Source organism: Leptolyngbya sp. BL0902, assembly GCF_016403105.1.
Taxonomy (GTDB): Bacteria; Cyanobacteriota; Cyanobacteriia; order Phormidesmidales; family Phormidesmidaceae; genus Nodosilinea.
In genome coordinates this window covers 1,206,351-1,224,507 of sequence record NZ_CP046155.1, presented here as the reverse complement: position 1 = coordinate 1,224,507, position 18,157 = coordinate 1,206,351, and the positions used below count along the sequence as shown (strand labels likewise).

Below are 18,157 nucleotides of genomic sequence, written 5' to 3'. Positions count from 1 at the left end.
CCCAGGGGATTGCTGATCGGCTGACCGCTTCCCCTAGGCTGTGGGCTCTGTCCCTGTCCATGAGGGATTGCCGGGGCCATTAGCCCGTGGCTAGGGCATTGGCCCAATCCCTAGCCCAACTGAGATGCTTATGTACCTCATCCAGGGTCTTAGCTTCGCTGTAGAGACGCAGGACAGGCTCGGTGCCGCTAAAGCGAATCAGCAGCCAGCTCTCATCCGCCAGGGTGAGCTTATAGCCGTCGATGGCGAGGATATCCTTCACCGCTTTACCCGCAACCTCCAGAGGGGGATCCGTGGCGAGTTGGTTCAACAGCTTGGCCTGGACTTCCATACTGGCCAGGGGTAGGTCGATGCGGTCGTATTCGGAAAAATAGCCCGTTTTTTCCTGAAGCTGACGATAGTAGTCGCTCAGATCTAGCCCCGACATCACCACGGCTTCGAGGACGTAAAGGGCTGACATGAGGGCATCCCGTTCGGGGATGTGATGGCCGTAGCCAATGCCGCCCGACTCTTCGCCGCCTAGCAGCACCGGGGCTTCCTGCATGCGGTCAGCGATGTATTTGTAGCCTACGGGGGTTTGGTGCAAATCGAGGCCATGGAGTTGGGCCACGGCGGGAATCAGGTTTGAGCCACTGATCGTTTTAACAATTTCGCCGCTGTAGCCCCGCCGTGCCTTGAGGTGATCAATCAAGATGGGAATAAGAATTTGGGAGCTGAGAAATTGGCCGCTACCATCCACGGCTGCAATGCGGTCGCTGTCGCCATCGAACACGAGCCCCACCTTCAAACCACCCGCCGCAACGGGTTCGTCCTTCACTGTCCCTAGCAGTTCTCCCAGGTACTTGGGCAGAGGTTCGGGCGGGTTGCCGCCAAACAGAGGATCGGCATGGTGATGCAGTTCACGGACATTACCCTCTCCGAGAAGGCGAGGTAGGCCACCAGAGGCTGAGCCATACATCACATCTGCAAAAACCGTCAGTTGGCCGCTGGCGAGCGCGGCCTGGATCGCTGCGATATCCACCTCAGCCCGAAGGGTGGCACAGTAGTCAGGCCAGGGGTCGAACGCTGTAATCTGCCCCTTAGGGCCAATGGGCGCAGGGGGATTGGGCAGCAGCGCCTCCACCTGCTGAGTGACATCCGGGGAAACTGACCCCCCAAAGGCTCCTTTAATTTTGAGGCCAGAATAGGCAGGGGGATTGTGGCTCGCGGTGATTACAATCGCCCCGAGGAGGTTTTGATGCTTGGCCACAAAACTGAAGGCCGGGGTTGGGGCATAGTCTTGGGACAGCCAGACATCAAAGCCCTGGGAAGCAATGGCCTCGGCAGCCGTGCGGGCAAATTCAGCGGAGAGAAATCGGCGATCATATCCCACCGCCACCGTCCGACTACCTGTGGTTTCGCCAAAGCATTGCTGCAACACATGGGCAGAGATGGCAGCCACCTGAGCAACGCGCTCGAAGGTAAAGTCGGCGGCGATGATGCCGCGCCAGCCATCGGTGCCAAACTGGATCGGCTTCGGGGTTGCTGCAATGGGGCCAGAGGAAGCTGCCATAACCTACGCTCTCAACAACGATGGGACGGAAAGAGAATCTGTCTGAGTGTACCCATTGCCTTGGTGCTCTGAATAGTCTGATTTGAGCTTGGGCAATTTTTTATCTGGATATTAAGATTGCTGAAGGTTCCCTAGGGGAAGCCCCCCAAAAGGGGCTTGGCCGCCTGGATAGTTCAAGCCATGACCGCCGGGTGTCTCTCCCTCGAAAGATTGGCCCCTGGCAGTTCTTAGCCCTAGGCCCCGGGCTAGACCTACCGATCCTCACTCAGACCTTGCAAAATGTGGCGGACGGTCAGCAGGGCATTGAGCCCCACAAATCCCTGACAGCGCCCCTGCTGAGTAGTCATGCCTAGGGCAATGGCCGCCGCTTGGGAAGGGTTGCGGACAAAACGGGGGGAGGCATTGACATAGACCACCGCACTATTCACCAAACGGGGAAACTGCACCGTCTCAGAGTAGGTGTCGCTGACGAGAACGTTGGCATGGCCACTGCTGTGGCGGTTAATCCAGGCGGCGGCCTGGGCTAGATTGTCCACTCGCTTTAACAAAACTCGCTTGGCCAACAGGGGTTGGTGCCAGTCATTGACCGCGGCAAGGGGCAAGTCCGGCAGGTCTTGGTGTAGGGCATCGTCACCCAAGACCTTAAACCCGCTATCCCACAGCAGGCGACAGAGCTGGGCCACCGCCGCCGTAGTACAGGCTTCATGGATGAGCACTTTTTCCACCGCATTCACCGCATCTGGTTCTCCCCGATGGCTGTCGATCACGATAGAAGCGACGGTGGCTGCTTTGCCGGAGGCTGACCAGTACAGATAGCAGTTGCCCATGGCGGTGGGCAAGACGGGAACAGCCGCTTGGCGAATGACCTGTTTAACCAAGCTCGGGCGTCCGTAGGGAATCACGAGATTCACGCCAGGATCTTGAACCAGCCAGGATCGGGCCGCATCCCCAGAATCATCGGAGAGGAACAGCAGGGCTGTTGTTGGCCGATTGACCTGAACCAGGCCATGGTGCAGAGCTTGGACAATGGCCTGATTGGTTTGGCTAGCTTCGTTGCCCCCCTTCAAAATGAGGCCGTTTCCAGTGCGGACACAGAAGCCAGCCATGATCGCGGCCAGTTCTGGAAAGGCTTCATACACAAAGGCCACCACCCCCACGGGCACCACCTGGCTATAGCCTGCGGCATCCTTGGCCCAGCGGCTGGCGGGCAAGGCATTCAGCCAACGGGGATCGCCCAGAAAGGCGAGTCGCCTGAGAATTTTACTGGCAATGTGGAGGCGTTCGGGGGTCAATTTCAGCCAGTCCAGCACCAGATCGGGGACGGCCATTTCTAGACTTGCTTCTAAATCGAGGGTGTTTGCCTCCAGGATGTCATTCTGTGCGGCCTCCAGCTGATCGGCCATGGCCTCTAGAATCTGGCTTTGGGCCTCTACGCCCCCTAGCCAAAGGTTGCACCCCGCCTGGGCTACCTCACCGACCGCTGCACTAAGTTCCTCTTGGGATCCGGGAGTCACCATCGTTTTCTCGTTGAGGGCTAACGGCGAGAGGCTAGCCAGAACACAAAACCCAAGGGAGCTAATACTCCCATGGTCATCAGCAGATGGGTCAGGGCTCTCGTTCCCTGGGGAGACTGAAGGGTGGCCAAAATGAGAAAAAAGGCCATCAACACAAAGGAGGTCATCACCAAGAGCGAAGGGTAGCTCAGGTTGAGGGCAGATCGGTCTAGCCGCCACTGTTGGCCAGTCCAGCGCCAAGCTCGTTTGTAGGGGTAGTGGGTGGAAAGCTGCTCCATGACATAGCCATCGTCCTGCACCACAAAAATTTGCTGGCAGCGATCACACCCAAAGGCCTCGGTGAGGATGATGGGCTGTAGGCGACCACTGCGGCGACAGGGGCAAGGGTAGTCGGACTGGGGGTCGATCTTCTGGCTCTTATAGGTACGCACAATCACCTAAACGCTCAGCGCAGGAAGAGGACAGTGATGTCTCCATCATTCTGATACATTAGCTAACTCCTACCGGGAATACAACCAGAGCCGCCGCCGAAAGTGACCCGGCTAGGAGGTGCAGCTAGGGCCATAGTCTATTTGTGGATCCGCCAGATTGCGGTTGCTAGCGGTTCGGTCTTCCGTCCTGTAAAATAGTGCGATTCTGTTTAAGATAGTCATTCAAGCCAGGGGCGGATTAGCCCGTGCTTAGACCCAGCACCGTAACACCCCGCTCCGCCATCCATCAGCCTTGGTCTGAGAATGGCTCAATGTTTCCCTAGCGATCTAGCCTCTCGGCAAACGAGATAAACCTGACATGACCTTAGACAAATATCGCCTCCGCTCTGACTTCCTGGGAACCCAGGTCATCACACGTAACTCTGGCCAGCGCCTTGGCATTGTCAGTCAAGTTTGGGTCGATGTCGATCAGCGCGAAGTGGTGGCGGTGGGGCTCCGAGACAATATCATGTCGAGCCTGGTGTCTGCCCCGCTGCAAATTATGCCCCTCAGCAGTATTCGCCAAATTGGGGACGTCATTTTGGTAGACGACGACACCGTTTTAGACGATGAGGTTAACATCGGCCCCTACAGCACCTTGGTCAACTGCGAAGTCATCACCGAAACGGGGGAACCCCTAGGGCGGGTGCGAGGCTTTAAGTTTGACGTCACCAACGGTCGCCTCGAAACCATTGTGGTGGCGTCCTTTGGCCTACCTCAAATTCCAGACCAAGTGATCAGCACCTACGAGCTTTCCATTGATGAAGTCGTCAGCAGCGGCCCCGATCGGCTGATTGTCTTTGAAGGGGCCGAGGAAAAAATGGTACAGCTCAGCGTTGGGCTCCTAGAACGCTTAGGCATCGGCAGCGCCCCCTGGGAACGCACCAGCGACAGCGAGTACATCATGCCCGTTTCAACCGCCAACCAGTTGCCCTCTGGAGTTCAAGCACCCACAGAGTTGACCAAAACCCGCACCCCCGCCGCTGAGGAGCGATGGAGTGATGACGACTGGGGACAACCAGAACTGGTGGAGGAGCCCGTGGCCCGCGCCCAAGCTGCCGAAGCCTACCGAGCCGCTAGTCTAGATGCTAACTGGGATGACACTCCCCCCGTGCCATCCTCCTACGACGTGAGCGATGCCAGCTACCAAGAGGTGGCGGAGGAAACCTGGACGGAGGAAGCCGACGCTGAACCCTACACGCCAACTCCCATCAATATTCCCCAGAAGAAAAAAGTCACCGAATACGAGGAAGAACTGGACTACTAGATCCTCGCGTCTGCCCTCTAGCTGGAAACTGAGTCTTGTTGGAGCCTAAGCCAGGATGATCGCCCCACCCCGTGTCGTGCCGCGCCTTGCTGGGGTGGTCGTTGTTTGTGTCCTCCTGTTCTGCCTCTACGGAGCTAGTCCCGGCAAGGCTCTGCGCCTCCACTGCCCAGCCCCCTCAGCGGGCGCGCCCGCCGTGGCCCATTGCCAACTGGAGCGAGGCCGTAGACTGGGCTGGCTTCCTGCACAGCACACAACCTTAGACTGGACAGACTTTACCCTGGCGTCCCGCCTTTGCGACAACATTCCCCAAGGCGGTGTGCGCTTTTGCCACCGATTAACCTTAGTGGGAGCCCAGCAACACCTCACGCTGTCGGAATGGCAGACGCCCCTCACCCCCGATGCGGTTGTCCAGGGGCTCCGCAGCTTTCTGTCGGGTCAAGGTCAGGAGGCCTTCGATTGGCAGACCCCTCGCCCCTTCTCAGAAACCCTCCAAACCTTAGCACTAGGGCTGCTGTTGGCCATCACAACCTGGGGTCTAGGGCCTGCACGCCAGCATCGCCAGCCCATGGATGACGACGCTGGGTAGGCCGACAATGGTGGCTGGCTATCCCCAATCCCCAAAGCCCACACATCAGCCTAGGGGGCTCCAATGCTCAAGGAGCCCTAACCCCAGCGCATTCTGGAGCCCTAGGGTTGGGCTGCTCTCCAGAGGGTTGGGCGGGGGCGCGATGGTAAGACTCACCCCTCTATTCCATGAAGAGATCGGTAGATCCAGTGAAGGGTAAAAAAGCATCAACCTAGCCCAGCAATCCCCCTCGATTGTCAATCCCCTAAACCCTGAAATGTTACAAAAGTTTTTATTTTAGCTGAGTTTCCCCAGATCTTTCCCCAGGTTTTCCACAGAAGTGCTGGAGTTCTCCACAGGAAAAAACGGGTTCTCAGGCTTTGAGGATAACCTGTGGAAAACTTAAGGTCATCTCCTACGGGAGGATTATTTTGCCTAAGGCAGTGGCATGGCCCCAGGGGCGATCCATCAAACCCTGATTGCTTCGTTGCCGGGAACAGGGATTAGCGCAAGTTTGGCTTCTAGGCAAGATTGACAGTCTCGGGGGAGTTGGGCAGAATGATGCGACTGGAAATACGATGCGCTCCAACGTAGCGGCCATCCTCAGGCGGTGCTCTTCATCGGCTGAGGTTGTAAGGAAGGTCTAAACGTCTGTGTAGCGCAGCTTTGCTATGCCTAAAGACCACGATCATGCCGATTTAGGGTATCGGCATGGGTGCAAAGGGGCTGCGCTTGATTGCCCAGCCACGGTTTCCTGCCCCGTTCGCCACAGTTCATCAATGTTTTCCGAGGAGGAACTCCGAGTGATCCCCAACTCCACGACTCAGACCCGCGTTAGCCTATTAGCCGAAATCCCCGAAGAACTCCATGAAGCCCTCCAGACTTACCTGGCTAGCCATGCCAACTGGAGCCAGCACCGGGTGTTCTGCGCCGCTCTATCCCTGTTTTTGATGCAAAACGGCCACTGTGGCCGCGAGGTAAATCGAATTTACCTTGACTCCCTATTTGATCAAAACTAGTCGCCTAATCTCAGCGGTGCCTCCATCCCGCAGCATCGCCAAGCTAGAGATCATTGGGACAGGATCACACCGCCCAGCTATCCGCTAGCCGCCTAGCCTAGACAGCAATAGCCAAATACCCGCCTCATCCAATGTCTGTCGGAGGAAGGCGGGTATTCTATTGCGGCCCTCGCCGCAGGCATCCTGCCATCTTTCTGATGATTTGCCCTGGTGAACGACCCAAGCTAGTCTACCCAGCCAATATCGGCATCGGAGAGCATGGGATTGGGTTGATCCGACTGAGGCGTATAGGAGGGGACGCCGCGTACATAGCCGGGTTGGGCTGGCCCTGAGCTGGGTTGGCGGGGCACAATGTCTCCACCGGAGCGGCGGGGCGGGGCAGGGCTTTTGGGGGCGGCGACAGGGGCAGGGGCGGGGGCAGACAGCTTCAAAATCGTGGCCTTGGCTTCCGCGAGGGCTGCCTCAGATTGCTGAAGGGAGGTGGTTTTAGCCTTGAGATCGGCCTGGGCCTGGTCGAGGCTATCGGTGAGTTCAAACAGGCGGCTCTGCTGGGCAGCGAGATCCTGCTGAAGCCCTTGCACGATGGTTTCGAGGTTAGCCTTTTCCTGCTGAACGGTGGCTAGGGTGGCTTCTAAGTCTGCGGTAGAAGGGCCGCTGGAGGCTGGAACACTGGGGGGCGCAGCAACTTTTGCCGCCGCCGGGGTAGCTGCTGGGCTAGCCGCACTGGGCTGATCCCCAGATAAATCGCTTGGCTGGACGGTGGTTTGAGACTTAGCCGCAGTGCGTCCGCCAGTTTTAACCGATGTGCTTTTGGCAGAGGCACTCTTAGCAGCGGGGGCTTGGGGCGTCTTAGCGCGACTACTGGCCGTTTTGCGGCGGCTCTGAATGGGCTGACGGGCGGTTTCATCCCCAGAGGGCAGAGGAGGGGCCTCGTCCGACGGATTTCCAGGCGCAGGAGCCTCCCCCGGCGTGTCGGCCTTGCTGGCTTCTTCTTTTAGTAGGTCGGAGAGGCTTTTCTTGGTCATAGTCTTTTCCAGAGGGTTACTTCCAGTCTCGCTGTATTTCTTCGGCCACTCGGTGGTAGTCAGAACGGGCTTCTTGGGCATTTTTGCCCCGCCACTGCACCACGGGTATGCCTTCTAGGGCGGCGCGTTCGTGGGCCTTGTACGTCCGAATAAAGGCATTGCAGGCTGGGATATTCAGTTCCAGCAGCGTGTTTTGAGCCTCAAGGGCTTCGGCCAAACTGCGGGAGTCTACTTTTGTCAACAATACTCGATGGGCTACCCCCCTAGGGGCTACCGCTTCACTGACTGTAGTAATTAGGGCAGCTAAGTCCATCGGGGCGGGGGGCGTGGGCAGCAGCACGTAGTTCGCCACCGGGATCACAGCCGCTAGGGCCGCTGAGTTGAGGGCGGGGGGCGTATCCACAATCACCAGGTCGTGTCGTCCCAGGTTGGGCAGGTCGCTGAGGTGAGCGGGATCGTTGGCTTGAATAACCTCAAAATTCAGCGCCGTGGGGCTGCGGCCCGTCCACCACAGGGCAGACCCCTGGGGATCGGCATCCACCAGCAGTACCGACTGGGTTTCGGCGTAAATGGCGGCTAAATTCACCGCTGTGGTCGTTTTGCCGACACCGCCTTTGCCGTTCAAAACGACCAGAATAATCGTACGTTTTGGGGATTTGGCCTTGGCCAATGGGGTGTCCTCCTGGGGCGGCGTCTAACGAACAAACTGGATGGAATAGTAGTCTATGTGGGGATTTTCGGCTAGGGGAGGTGAGGGATTAGGGGTTAGGGATTGGAGGACGTGGGACGGGAATCGTCAGAATGCAACAACGGACTGCATTCCGTAGAACACAGTCCGCTGTTGATGACTTGGCCCTCACCCTAAATCCTTCTCCCCATGGGAGAGGGACTGTGAAGCACCTTGAAGAACTTTCCGCCCCCCCTCTCCCAACTTGGGAGAGGGGCTGGGGGTGAGGGCCGACTGGAACTCTAGCAATCGTAGTAGAGGGCTAGTTCGTAGGGGTGGGGACGCAGGCGCATGGGGTTGACTTCGTTGTCGAGCTTGTACTCGATCCAGTTGCTGATGAAGTCTTCGGTGAAGACCCCCGTGCTGGTGAGGAACTCGTGATCCGCTTCCAGAGCCTTCAGGGCATCCAGCAGAGAGCCGGGGGTGGACGGAATCTTGGCCAGTTCCTCAGGGCTGAGGTCGTAGATGTCCACATCCAGAGGATCGCCGGGATCAATCTGGTTCTTGATGCCGTCGATACCTGCGCAGAGCATGGCGGCGAAGGCCAGGTAGGGGTTAGAGGTGGCATCGGGGCAGCGGAACTCTAGGCGCTTGGCCTTGGGGTTGTCGCCGGAGAGGGGAATCCGCACGGAAGCGGAGCGGTTGCCCTGGGAGTAGGCCAGGTTCACCGGAGCCTCGAAACCGGGCACCAGCCGCTTGTAGGAGTTGGTGGTGGGGTTGGTCAGGGCCAGCAGGGCGGGGGCGTGCTTGAGGATGCCGCCGATGTACCACAGGGCCATCTGGCTCAGGCCAGCATAGCGATCCCCAGCGAACAGGGGTTGGCCGTTGCCCCAGATGGACTGGTGGGTGTGCATCCCGGAGCCGTTGTCGTTAAACAGGGGCTTGGGCATGAAGGTAACGGTTTTCCCGTACTTCTTGGCCACGTTCTTGATGCAGTACTTATAGATCATCAGCCAGTCGGCGGCTTCCACCAGCTTGCCGAAGCGGATACCTAGCTCGCACTGACCGCCCGTGGCCACTTCGTGGTGGTGCTTCTCGATGGGCACCCCCAGCTCGGCCATGGTCAGCAGCATTTCGCTCCGCATGTCCTGGGAGGTATCGGTGGGAGCGACGGGGAAGTAGCCCTCTTTGTAGCGGGGCTTATAGCCGAGGTTACGGCTCACACCTAGGGCGTCTTTCTCTTCTCGACCCGTGTTCCAACGGCCTTCTACGCTGTCCACGTAGTAGTAGGCGGAGTGCTCGTTTTGGTCGAAGCGCACGTCATCGAAGATGAAGAATTCTGCTTCGGGGCCAAAGAAGGCGGTGTCGCCGATGCCCGTAGACTTCATGTATTCGATGGCCTTGGTAGCAATGGCGCGGGGGCAGCGGGAATACAGTTCCCCCGTCCGAGGCTCTTTGATCGTACAGATCATGCTCAGGGTTTTGTGAGACATGAAGGGATCGATCCAGGCGGTGTCAGGATCGGGCACCATCATCATGTCGGATTCGTTAATGGCCTTCCAGCCTCGGATGCTGGAACCATCGAATGCCACGCCATCGCTAAAGCTGCTTTCGTCAATCTGGCTCTTGTGCACGGTAAGGTGCTGCCAAATCCCTGGCATGTCGATGAATTTCAGATCGATTAATTCAATCCCTTCATCCTCAATTTTCTTTAGGATGTCTGCTGGGGTTGCCATGAACTACTCCTTAACCTCTACAAGCGTGGAAATGTGTAGTAAATCAATGCCATTCGCCCTTCAGTGAGGCTTGGTGGTCTACAGAACCGCCAGATGTCCCGAATGGCCAACCAACTGGCTATGCTCAACCCACCCCAGAACGGGAACCCCTATGGCTGAGCCAAAGCGCACCACGTTGCAGGGCTATTGCCACAGCATTGATTCATCTGACCCATCCTATGGATAGGGGTACGCTCGTTTTGTATCAGGAGTTACCTTTTGTCAGGAGATCGCAACAAATAAACCCTTCCTTATCCCAGAAATCGAGGCCCCAGGGGCAAAATTGGGATGATTTGTAACGATGTTTCAGCCCTTTATTTACGCATCCCATGGCCCAGATTCGGCCCAGCCTTACTCTGCCCTTGCCCAACCCTGCACCATGGCCCTATCCATAGCGAAATATGTGCTTTTGTAACAATTCCCTCATAAAGAAGCCCCCTGAACGGGCTAGGGGCACTTGGGGGATAAACCCCCGTGGTAAACTTTCACGAGAATCAGACTTGCCAAGGCGCGACGAACGTCCCCGATAAAGCGCCGGATCGGGTTTGAATGCCTTTAAATAAAATTGCTGTTTGTCCAGTGAGAGTTGGGAGATACAATCCATGCGGGATGCCGTGACGACGCTGATCAAAACCTACGACGACACCGGGCGCTACCTCGACCGGGATGCCCTTAGCTCCATTAAGTCCTACTTTGACAGCGGCCTTGACCGGATTAAAGCGGCAGCCGTGATCAGCGCCAACGCCTCGGAAATTGTGAAGGCCGCTGGTTCGACCCTGTTTGCCCAGGTGCCCGAACTGATCCGCCCCGGTGGCAATGCCTACACCACCCGTCGCTATGCTGCCTGTCTGCGCGATATGGATTACTACCTGCGCTACGGCAGCTATGCCCTAGTGGCTGGCGACTCTGACCTGCTGGATGAGCGGGTGCTGGCGGGCCTGCGGGAAACCTACAACTCCCTGGGCGTGCCCATTGGCCCCACCGTCATCGGCATCCAAATCATGAAAGATATCATCAAAGCCAAGGTAGCCGAAGCTGGGGTAGCCAATCCCTCCGTCGTGGAAGCTCCCTTTGACTACATGTGCCGCGAACTGAGCGAACTCAGCGTCTAGGCCAGTTCCGATTCGGTGGCACGACTTCAGAACACAATAGAACAGGGGCATGGCTGGTCAATGGGCGGTCATGCCTTTTGTATATCTGCGGTGGGGTATGAAGATGGTGTTGGCCCTTGGTATTGACTTTGGCACCTCCGGGGTGAGAGCGGCGATGGTGGAGCGGCGGCAGGAGGTCTGGGCCTACCGCACCAACTATGGGGATCCACCGCCGTCCTACACCGCGTGGAGACAAGCCCTTTTTGCCGTCCTAGATGCCCTGCCCTCGGCCCTCAGCCCCTACATTGAGCGGATTGCCCTAGATGGCACCTCCGGCACAGTGCTGCTGTGCGATGGTCAAGGACAGCCCCTTGCCCCAGCCCTGATGTACCACGATGGCCGAGGCAAAACGGAATTGGCCCAGGGGAAAAGCCTCGTCCCCGCCCATAGCCCAGCCTATAGCGCCACGTCTAGCTTAGCCAAACTACTGTGGTGGCAGGCACACCTACCGTCTGAACTGTGGCAGCAAGGGCGATATTTTCTGCACCAAGCCGACTGGCTCAGCGCCCATCTCCACGGACGTTGGGGTCTCAGCGATTATCACAACAGCCTGAAACTGGGCTACGATCCGGGCCGCTTGGCTTACCCCGATGCCATGCTTAGACAACCCTGGGCCTTCCTACTGCCAAAGGTCTTAGAACCAGGCCAGGTCGCTGGATACGTCACAGCGGATATCGCACAACGGTTTGGCCTGTCGCCCCAGTGCGAGATCGTGGCGGGCACCACCGACAGTATCGCCGCCTTTTTGGCCAGTGGGGCCAGCGAAGTCGGGGATGGCGTCACCTCCCTGGGGTCAACCCTGGCGATTAAACTCCTCAGCGCCCACAGGGTAGAGGCTAGCGAATACGGGATCTACAGCCATCGCCTAGGAGACTACTGGCTAGCGGGGGGCGCTTCTAATACAGGTGGTGCTGTGCTAAAGCAGTTTTTTGATGCCGACACCCTCACCCGCCTCAGTCAACACATCGACCCCGCTGCGCCGATGGATCTGGACTACTACCCCCTGCTCCAGCCAGGGGAACGCTTTCCTATCAACGATCCCCACCTTGCCCCCCGGCTCACCCCTCGTCCTGCCGATGACGTCGCCTTTCTCCATGGGCTACTACTGGGCATCGCCCGCATCGAACAGCGGAGCTATGATCTCCTTGTCCAGCAGGGGTCGTCCCCCCTGAAGCGCATCTACACCGCTGGAGGTGGGGCCAAAAATCCAACATGGGCCGAGATCCGCCAGGGTCTCCTACAAGTGCCCATAAAAATAGCCACCTCGACCGAGGCGGCTGTGGGGACGGCCTATCTGGCCCAAGGGGGGATCAACCGATTCAGCGCTGACCCGTTAACTGGAGCCTACAGGTCAAACTGATTGCCCCGACGGTATTGCAGGTAGGCGGCCACAAACAGCCCCGCCAGCGTTACCGGAATTAGCCCTAGAACAATGCCACTTAGCAACGGCTCAACCACGGTCGAACTCCTTAACACTCGATACAGCAACAATGTGAACTTATCATACCATCTGGCTTTGGTGGGATTTGGAGGGTCAGGAAGCCAGGGCAAACGCATACTCATTTTGTGAGCGTCAGCACCTTGAAGAGATAGTCGTTATCCCATCCGGCCTTGAGTCGTTTGGCTTTTTTGCCAACCTTGGCGGAGGATTCCTGCGTGAGAAGGTTGAGGGCCAAGTGTCGCAAGACGACCATATTTTGGGGGGCGTAGCCCGTGCGAATGCGACAGTCATCCTCATGGAAAGCGACATCAAGGCACCAGTGGAGGCTATTTTCAATGCCCCAGTGGCTGCGGGTGGCCTGGGCAAAGCGCTCTACTCCGCCGTCAAGGCTGGTGAGATAGTAGCGTTGGGTGATCGTGGGAGCCTGCCCAGGAAGACGACGCTCCGATTCAATCAAGCCCACCCGCTTTAAGCCGAGCCACTGGTCGGCATCGACGAGATGCTCCACCTCCCCCAGGAGCCAATGACGGCGGATTTCAATGCGACCATGGCCTTTCTCAATCGTTTCATAGGCTTCGTGGGGCATGGCCTTGAAGCCCTGCTGTCGGGCATGGTCAAAGATCTGCTGCACATCCTCGTAAAGGCCGGGCTGATTGCCCTTGAGGCTGAGGATGTAGTCCCCTTCCTGCTCAATAATCTGCTGGGCAATGGCCTTCTGAGTCCCCATGGCATCTAGGGTGACGATGCATCCTCTCAAGGCCAGCACCTTCAGTAAGGCTGGAATGGCCGTGATTTCATTCGATTTCTCATCCACGGCCACTTGCCCAAGCACCAAGCGATTCTCCGCCGCCCAGGCGCTCACCATATGGATGGCCCCCTTCCCTCGACCTCGGTCATAGGACTGCCGCACCGTTTTGCCGTCAATGGCCACCACACTGCCCTCACTCAGCGCCGATACCGATTTCACCCAACTCAGAAAACACCCCTGCAATTGGTCGGGGTCAAGTTGAGCAAACAGACGGCTAATCGTGTCGTGGGACGGAATTCCGCTTGGCAGCGCCAGAAAGGTCTTCAGCCACGCCGCTTTGCTTTGCCCGTAGGCTTCCACCTCCACCCAACTCTCCGCCCCACAGACCACCGCACAGATCGTTAACCCGATGATGTCTAACAAGCGGTGCTCAATCAGGTACGGAGTACGCGGATCCTCTAACGACTCAAAATGATTCAGCAGCCTATCCGTGGGGGCCATAGGATGTCTCCATCTCAACCTTCCCCATCAGTATCCCTGTTTCCACGAGTATGCGTTTGCCCTGGTCAGGAAGCGGGAGTCAGGAAGCGGGAGTCAGGAAGCAGGAGTCGGGGACTAGGTAGGGGGCAGGAGTCAGGAGTGGGGAAGCGGGAGTCGGAAGCGGAGCGTGGGGGAATTCTGTAGAGAGTCTGTGATTTTTAGCAGGCTGTTGAAAAACCCTTGTCGATTGTGTACAGTGCTGGAGGATTACTCGTTTTAGCGTTGTAGCTGCTTAATTTTCGTTAACCCAAATCATCCAGAAAAACCGCCAAGCATGCGGTTGTTCTCATATTTCCTGGTGGTGATAGCCCAGGATGGGAATTCAATTTTCCTCACCCAGAAAGACGGGAATAAGGATCACTTTTGGGCGAAAGTTAGCTAGATAAAAGCTCAAATCAATGGGCCAGGCAGCGCTGGGTATAGATGTGTTTGATTTCAGGAAAAGTTTCATGATTCACTACCTTCGCCAAATTACAGGTCGGTTTGCTAAGGGATTGACTGCTAGCATCTGCCTTCTAGGGCTGATGAGCACGATGATGTTCGCCTTTGTTCCTCCGGCCTTAGCGGCCACTGAAGGCTCTGTGACTGAAGCCATGGATCTACAAATTAGCAAGGCTGCTCAGGAGTTTGTGTCCTCGGTGTTGGGAGAGTATGAAGACGTCCTAGAAGACAGCTTTAATGGCACCCTAAAGCCCCTGAAGTCGGTCACGAAGGATTTGACCAAGCAACTGAGCAAAATTGCAATTTCTCCTACGCCAGATACAACGCTACTAGAACCAAAACTTGTGGCATCTCAAACAGCATTGGAAACCGCTGCCACTGCCTTCAGTACCCTGGTGGAGGATACGGCAGCGTTTCAGAAGGCACTCTCTGCCACTCCAGATCAGATCCAAGCGGCTCTTGAAACCCAACTAGGCACTAAGTTTGACGACCTACAAGCCGCTTTCAACGGAGTCTCTAAGGCCCTTTCCTCCCTGAGTCAGGATACAGGGGCGCTGAATGTGGATGACGCCGCCGCTGCCGTGGGTAAGTTAACGGAAGACAGCACGGCCCTAGCCCAAGCTATCGAGTTGGCTAAGGTTGCCATCAGCAGCTTTGGCAAGTAGCCCGTTATCTGGGGATCCGCCAGCACGGGCGACAAACTCAGCCAATTAGCACCCTAGCCTCCCCAGATCCTTGGTCTAGGGAGGTTTTTAGGGAGGATGGTGAGGGAGATCATGGTGGGGTAGGGCGTTGATTCGCCCTCACGGTGGAGGGATCTCGCCTGCCCCCTAGGCGGCAGCGTCAGCGATGGTCTGCCCTTGCACTACCAGCACCGCGCAGGGGGCATGGTGGAGAACATAGCTGCTGACGCTACCGAGGAGAAGTTCGCCAAGCCCCTGCATTCCCCGTCGGCCTACAACCATTAAATCCGCTGACCAGTCTTTAGCCAGCAGGCACAGGGCTTTGCCCGGTTCTCCCGCCAGTTGGGTGGCGGTGGTGTCAATGCCTTGTCCTTGGGACATCTCTACCCAGGCATTGAGTTTGACCTGGGTTTGCTGTGTCAGGGCTTCCCAGGTCGAGCGGTACAGCTCATAGCTTTGGAGGTTAATGGTGCTGAAGGCTCCGTCGAGGGTCATATAGGCCGGATCGGGATAGCCCAGGCGCAGGGGAGAGAGGACGTGTACAAGGTTCAGGTGAGCTGAGTGGGCTAGGGCGATGGCTTGGGCTTCGGCCACCACTGGGCTAGCCATGGTGGATTCACAGTCTACGGCAACGATAATGCGTTTGAACATGGCACTTTCCCCGATTACAGATAGCTCAAGTATCGCAAGGGGGGGTGGGGGGGTGGCTGCGGCGAAACCTGTCTTAACGCAGGCAATCTCGATCAGCCTGCCGCTGAACATCCCTGTCCTTCACCGTTAGTGCCCTTTTCTGGGGCCATGCTGCTTGTTTCGGCAGGATCAAGGTTTAAGATGCTTTCGTGGGTCTTTCCGCCGGGGCCAAGCCCTGCGGGTGAGGAGCTGCGTTGTCTCTCCAGGTGAGTCTTATGGGTCAGTACCAACGGATTTTGGCGGCTATCGATCAGTCGGCCCTGTCGGAGCGGGTGTTTGCCACAGCGCTAGGGCTGGCTCAGACCCAGGGCGCACACCTGCATCTGGCCCATTGTTTCACCCTGCCCATCCCTACCAATCTAGATTTTGGCGACCGCTACCGGGCCAGCGCCAAAGAATTTCTCGCCATTGCTCAGGAGCAGCTCGATACCAACCTAGAGCACACCCGCCAATGGCTAGCCAGCCTCGAAACCCAAGCCCAGGAAGCCGGGGTAGCTGTATCCTGGGACTGGCGCGGCGGCGAAGTAGGGCCACAGTTATGCGAGATTGCCCACCATTACCAAGCCGATTTGATTGTAATTGGTCGGCGGGGGCGGGGGCGGATTCAGGCGGCACTCCTGGGCAGCGTTAGCAACTATGTGCTGCACCATGCCCACTGTTCGGTACTGGTCGTGCAAAACAGTGAGGAGAAGTCATAGGGTCAGACTGTGGGCGCAAAAAAAATCCCTAGCCCAGGGGCCAAGGATTTCATCAGGGTGCATCTACCGTCCTATCGTTCAGCGGTGGCGTGGCTCATCAGGATAGTTTTTAGGATTTTTCGCCGCAGGATAGCCATGATTCCGGCGGATAGCTTGGCATCGCGCTAGGGTGAGGAAGGAGATGTAGTGTAGCGCCATGTCTGATGCCCTAAGCCTAACGGCCTACGACCTGTGGAAGGAATACAACCAGATGCCTGTGGTGCAGGGGGTGAGTTTTGCCCTGCATCCGGGAGAAATTGTGGGGTTGCTGGGGCCCAACGGGGCCGGAAAAACCACCACTGTGGGGATGCTGTTTGGCACGGTGGTACCCACACGGGGCTTTGTGCAGCTTGGCCCCTGGCACATTCCAGCCCAGGCGGCCCAGGCCCGCGCCCAGATGGGCATCGTCACCCAAGACGACAACCTCGACCCAGACTTTACGGTGTTCAAAAACCTCACCCACTTTGCCCACCACTACCGCATCACTGGGGCAGCGGCCAAGCAGCGAGCAGGGGAACTGCTGGACTTGGTGAACCTCTCCGACCGGGCCACGGCCCAGGTAGATGAGCTCTCTGGCGGCATGAAGCGGCGGCTGGTGTTAGCCCGCGCACTGCTAAATCGGCCCCAGGTGATCTTCTTAGACGAACCCACCACCGGGCTCGATCCCGATGCCCGTCAAGACTTTTGGCGGCTGGTGCTGCACCTCAAGGCCCAGGGCTGCGGCATTTTGTTGACCACCCACTATATGGACGAGGCCCAGCGGCTGTGTGATCGGCTGCTGCTGCTGCAACAGGGCCAGGTGATTGACGAAGGCACCCCCGACGACCTGATTTTACGGGTGATGGGCCGAGAAATTGCCGAGGTCGAAGGCATTCCGGGGGACACCATCAAAACCCTGGCAGAACAGGTTGGCGTTTGGTCTCGGCCCTTTGGCAGCGGCTACCTGATTACCCTGCCCGACGACGACCCCGAAACCCTCTGGAGCCAGATCGAAGCCCACCACCCCCGTCGCCTGCTGCGCCGACAGGCTAACTTAGAAGATGTGTTTTTGCGCCTCACCGGGAGCCTGCTGGAATGAAACCCATCGCCGGACTCAAGCCCGTCTCCGTCACCCCCTGGGGGGTCTATTCCGTTTGGTGGCGGCATTTCCAGGTCTACCGCAGTACGTGGCTGGTGAACTGCCTACCCCCCATTTCTGAACCCATCGTCTACCTGTTGGCCTTTGGCTACGGCCTCACGCCGCTGATTGGCGAGGTGCAGCACCTGGGTCAGCCCGTGCCCTATCCCCAGTTTCTCGCACCGGGGATGATTGCCATTGGCGTGCTGTTTCAGTCCTTTTTTGAGGGAGCCTACAGCAGTTTCATACGCCTCAATTTTCAGAAAACCTGGCAGGCGTTGCTGACCGCCCCCCTCAGCTACACGGACGTGTTTCTGGGCGACTGGTTTTGGGCCGCCACCAAGGGCACCATCGCCGGATTCCTCACTGGATTAGTGGCCGTCATCGCCCAGCTTTACGACCTCTCTAGTCTGCTGCTGTCCCTGCCGCTGATTGGGCTGGGGAGCCTTCTGTTTGGGGCCTTTGGCTTGCTGGTGGCGGGGGTGGTGAACAAGGTGGATCAGGTGAACGTTCCCATCTTTTTGATCGTGATTCCCATGTTTACCCTCTGCGGCACCTACTTCCCACGGGATACCCTGCCGCCCCTGCTGGCCAAGTTCGCTGGGCTGCTGCCCCTGGCTTCCCTGGTGGATTTGCTGCGCTGGCCCCTGGGGTTGCCGCCCTGGTGGCCCTTGTCGCTGCTGTGGCTGCTGGGCTGGATGGCCTTGATGGCCCGCCTGGCTGCCCTGCGGATCTACTCCCGTCTGTTCAGCTAG

Annotated in this window: 18 protein-coding genes; 9 read left to right on the top strand and 9 right to left on the bottom strand. The window is 57.8% G+C overall.

Features of this window, described 5'->3' with window-relative positions; genetic code table 11:
- Window positions 1–79: 79 nt before the first annotated feature.
- From GFS31_RS05510 to GFS31_RS05500, 3 genes are all read right to left on the bottom strand, one after another.
- A complete protein-coding gene (locus GFS31_RS05510) occupies window positions 80–1,552 on the bottom strand; it encodes a phosphoglucomutase/phosphomannomutase family protein (protein ID WP_198807233.1) in 1,473 nt (490 codons plus the stop codon).
- Between the two features lie 251 nt (window positions 1,553–1,803).
- Window positions 1,804–3,069 (bottom strand): aldehyde dehydrogenase family protein, encoded by a 1,266-nt coding sequence (locus GFS31_RS05505; RefSeq protein ID WP_198807232.1) that lies wholly within the window; start codon window positions 3,067–3,069, stop codon window positions 1,804–1,806.
- 17 nt (window positions 3,070–3,086) lie between these two features.
- Window positions 3,087–3,497 (bottom strand): hypothetical protein, encoded by a 411-nt coding sequence (locus GFS31_RS05500; RefSeq protein WP_198807231.1) that lies wholly within the window; start codon window positions 3,495–3,497, stop codon window positions 3,087–3,089.
- 358 nt (window positions 3,498–3,855) lie between these two features.
- Between GFS31_RS05500 and GFS31_RS05495 the strand changes: the two genes are divergently transcribed.
- The 3 genes from GFS31_RS05495 (at window position 3,856) to GFS31_RS05485 (ending at window position 6,387) form a co-directional block, all read left to right on the top strand.
- Window positions 3,856–4,803, top strand: a complete 948-nt coding sequence (locus GFS31_RS05495; protein ID WP_198807230.1) for a PRC-barrel domain-containing protein — start codon at window positions 3,856–3,858, stop codon at window positions 4,801–4,803.
- Between the two features lie 55 nt (window positions 4,804–4,858).
- The gene (locus GFS31_RS05490; RefSeq protein ID WP_198807229.1) at window positions 4,859–5,389 is read left to right on the top strand and encodes a hypothetical protein; all 531 of its coding nucleotides are present in this window, start codon (window positions 4,859–4,861) and stop codon (window positions 5,387–5,389) included.
- A gap of 758 nt (window positions 5,390–6,147) precedes the next feature.
- A complete protein-coding gene (locus GFS31_RS05485) occupies window positions 6,148–6,387 on the top strand; it encodes a DUF2811 domain-containing protein (protein WP_198807228.1) in 240 nt (79 codons plus the stop codon).
- Window positions 6,388–6,611: 224 nt separating this feature from the next.
- On the opposite strand, the gene GFS31_RS05480 is transcribed toward GFS31_RS05485, so the two are convergent.
- The 3 genes from GFS31_RS05480 to glnA form a co-directional block, all read right to left on the bottom strand.
- A complete protein-coding gene (locus GFS31_RS05480) occupies window positions 6,612–7,412 on the bottom strand; it encodes a hypothetical protein (RefSeq protein ID WP_198807227.1) in 801 nt (266 codons plus the stop codon).
- Between the two features lie 16 nt (window positions 7,413–7,428).
- On the bottom strand, window positions 7,429–8,082 hold the full coding sequence (locus GFS31_RS05475; RefSeq protein WP_315865628.1) for a ParA family protein: 654 nt from the start codon (window positions 8,080–8,082) through the stop codon (window positions 7,429–7,431).
- A 299-nt stretch (window positions 8,083–8,381) separates the two neighbouring features.
- Complete coding sequence (gene glnA, locus GFS31_RS05470; RefSeq protein ID WP_198807226.1) at window positions 8,382–9,815, bottom strand: type I glutamate--ammonia ligase; 1,434 nt, start codon at window positions 9,813–9,815, stop codon at window positions 8,382–8,384.
- A gap of 641 nt (window positions 9,816–10,456) precedes the next feature.
- Between glnA and apcB the strand changes: the two genes are divergently transcribed.
- A complete protein-coding gene (apcB, locus tag GFS31_RS05465; RefSeq protein ID WP_198807225.1) occupies window positions 10,457–10,966 on the top strand; it encodes an allophycocyanin subunit beta in 510 nt (169 codons plus the stop codon).
- Window positions 10,967–11,036: 70 nt separating this feature from the next.
- Complete coding sequence (locus GFS31_RS05460) at window positions 11,037–12,365, top strand: FGGY-family carbohydrate kinase (protein ID WP_225907576.1); 1,329 nt, start codon at window positions 11,037–11,039, stop codon at window positions 12,363–12,365.
- Here the strand turns inward: GFS31_RS05460 and petG are convergent.
- Both petG and GFS31_RS05450 read right to left on the bottom strand, forming a co-directional pair.
- A complete protein-coding gene (gene petG, locus GFS31_RS05455; protein WP_106882944.1) occupies window positions 12,350–12,463 on the bottom strand; it encodes a cytochrome b6-f complex subunit V in 114 nt (37 codons plus the stop codon). The genes GFS31_RS05460 and petG overlap by 16 nt on opposite strands.
- A 101-nt stretch (window positions 12,464–12,564) precedes the next feature.
- Window positions 12,565–13,695 carry an ISAs1 family transposase gene (locus GFS31_RS05450; protein WP_198806040.1) on the bottom strand — a complete coding sequence of 377 codons (1,131 nt, stop codon included), beginning with the start codon at window positions 13,693–13,695 and terminating at the stop codon, window positions 12,565–12,567.
- Between the two features lie 488 nt (window positions 13,696–14,183).
- On the opposite strand from GFS31_RS05450, the gene GFS31_RS05445 reads away from it, so the two are divergent.
- A complete protein-coding gene (locus tag GFS31_RS05445) occupies window positions 14,184–14,840 on the top strand; it encodes a hypothetical protein (protein WP_198807224.1) in 657 nt (218 codons plus the stop codon).
- Window positions 14,841–15,005: 165 nt separating this feature from the next.
- Here the strand turns inward: GFS31_RS05445 and GFS31_RS05440 are convergent, their stop codons facing one another.
- The gene (locus GFS31_RS05440) at window positions 15,006–15,509 is read right to left on the bottom strand and encodes a universal stress protein (RefSeq protein ID WP_198807223.1); all 504 of its coding nucleotides are present in this window, start codon (window positions 15,507–15,509) and stop codon (window positions 15,006–15,008) included.
- Window positions 15,510–15,763: 254 nt separating this feature from the next.
- On the opposite strand from GFS31_RS05440, the gene GFS31_RS05435 reads away from it, so the two are divergent.
- The 3 genes from GFS31_RS05435 to GFS31_RS05425 all read left to right on the top strand — a co-directional run bounded on the left by GFS31_RS05435 (window position 15,764) and on the right by GFS31_RS05425 (window position 18,157).
- A complete protein-coding gene (locus GFS31_RS05435; protein WP_198807222.1) occupies window positions 15,764–16,246 on the top strand; it encodes a universal stress protein in 483 nt (160 codons plus the stop codon).
- Window positions 16,247–16,442: 196 nt separating this feature from the next.
- Window positions 16,443–17,363 carry an ABC transporter ATP-binding protein gene (locus GFS31_RS05430; RefSeq protein ID WP_198807221.1) on the top strand — a complete coding sequence of 307 codons (921 nt, stop codon included), beginning with the start codon at window positions 16,443–16,445 and terminating at the stop codon, window positions 17,361–17,363.
- Window positions 17,360–18,157, top strand: coding sequence for an ABC transporter permease (locus GFS31_RS05425; RefSeq protein WP_198807220.1), 798 nt, complete (start codon window positions 17,360–17,362; stop codon window positions 18,155–18,157). Before GFS31_RS05430 ends, GFS31_RS05425 begins: the two co-directional genes overlap by 4 nt.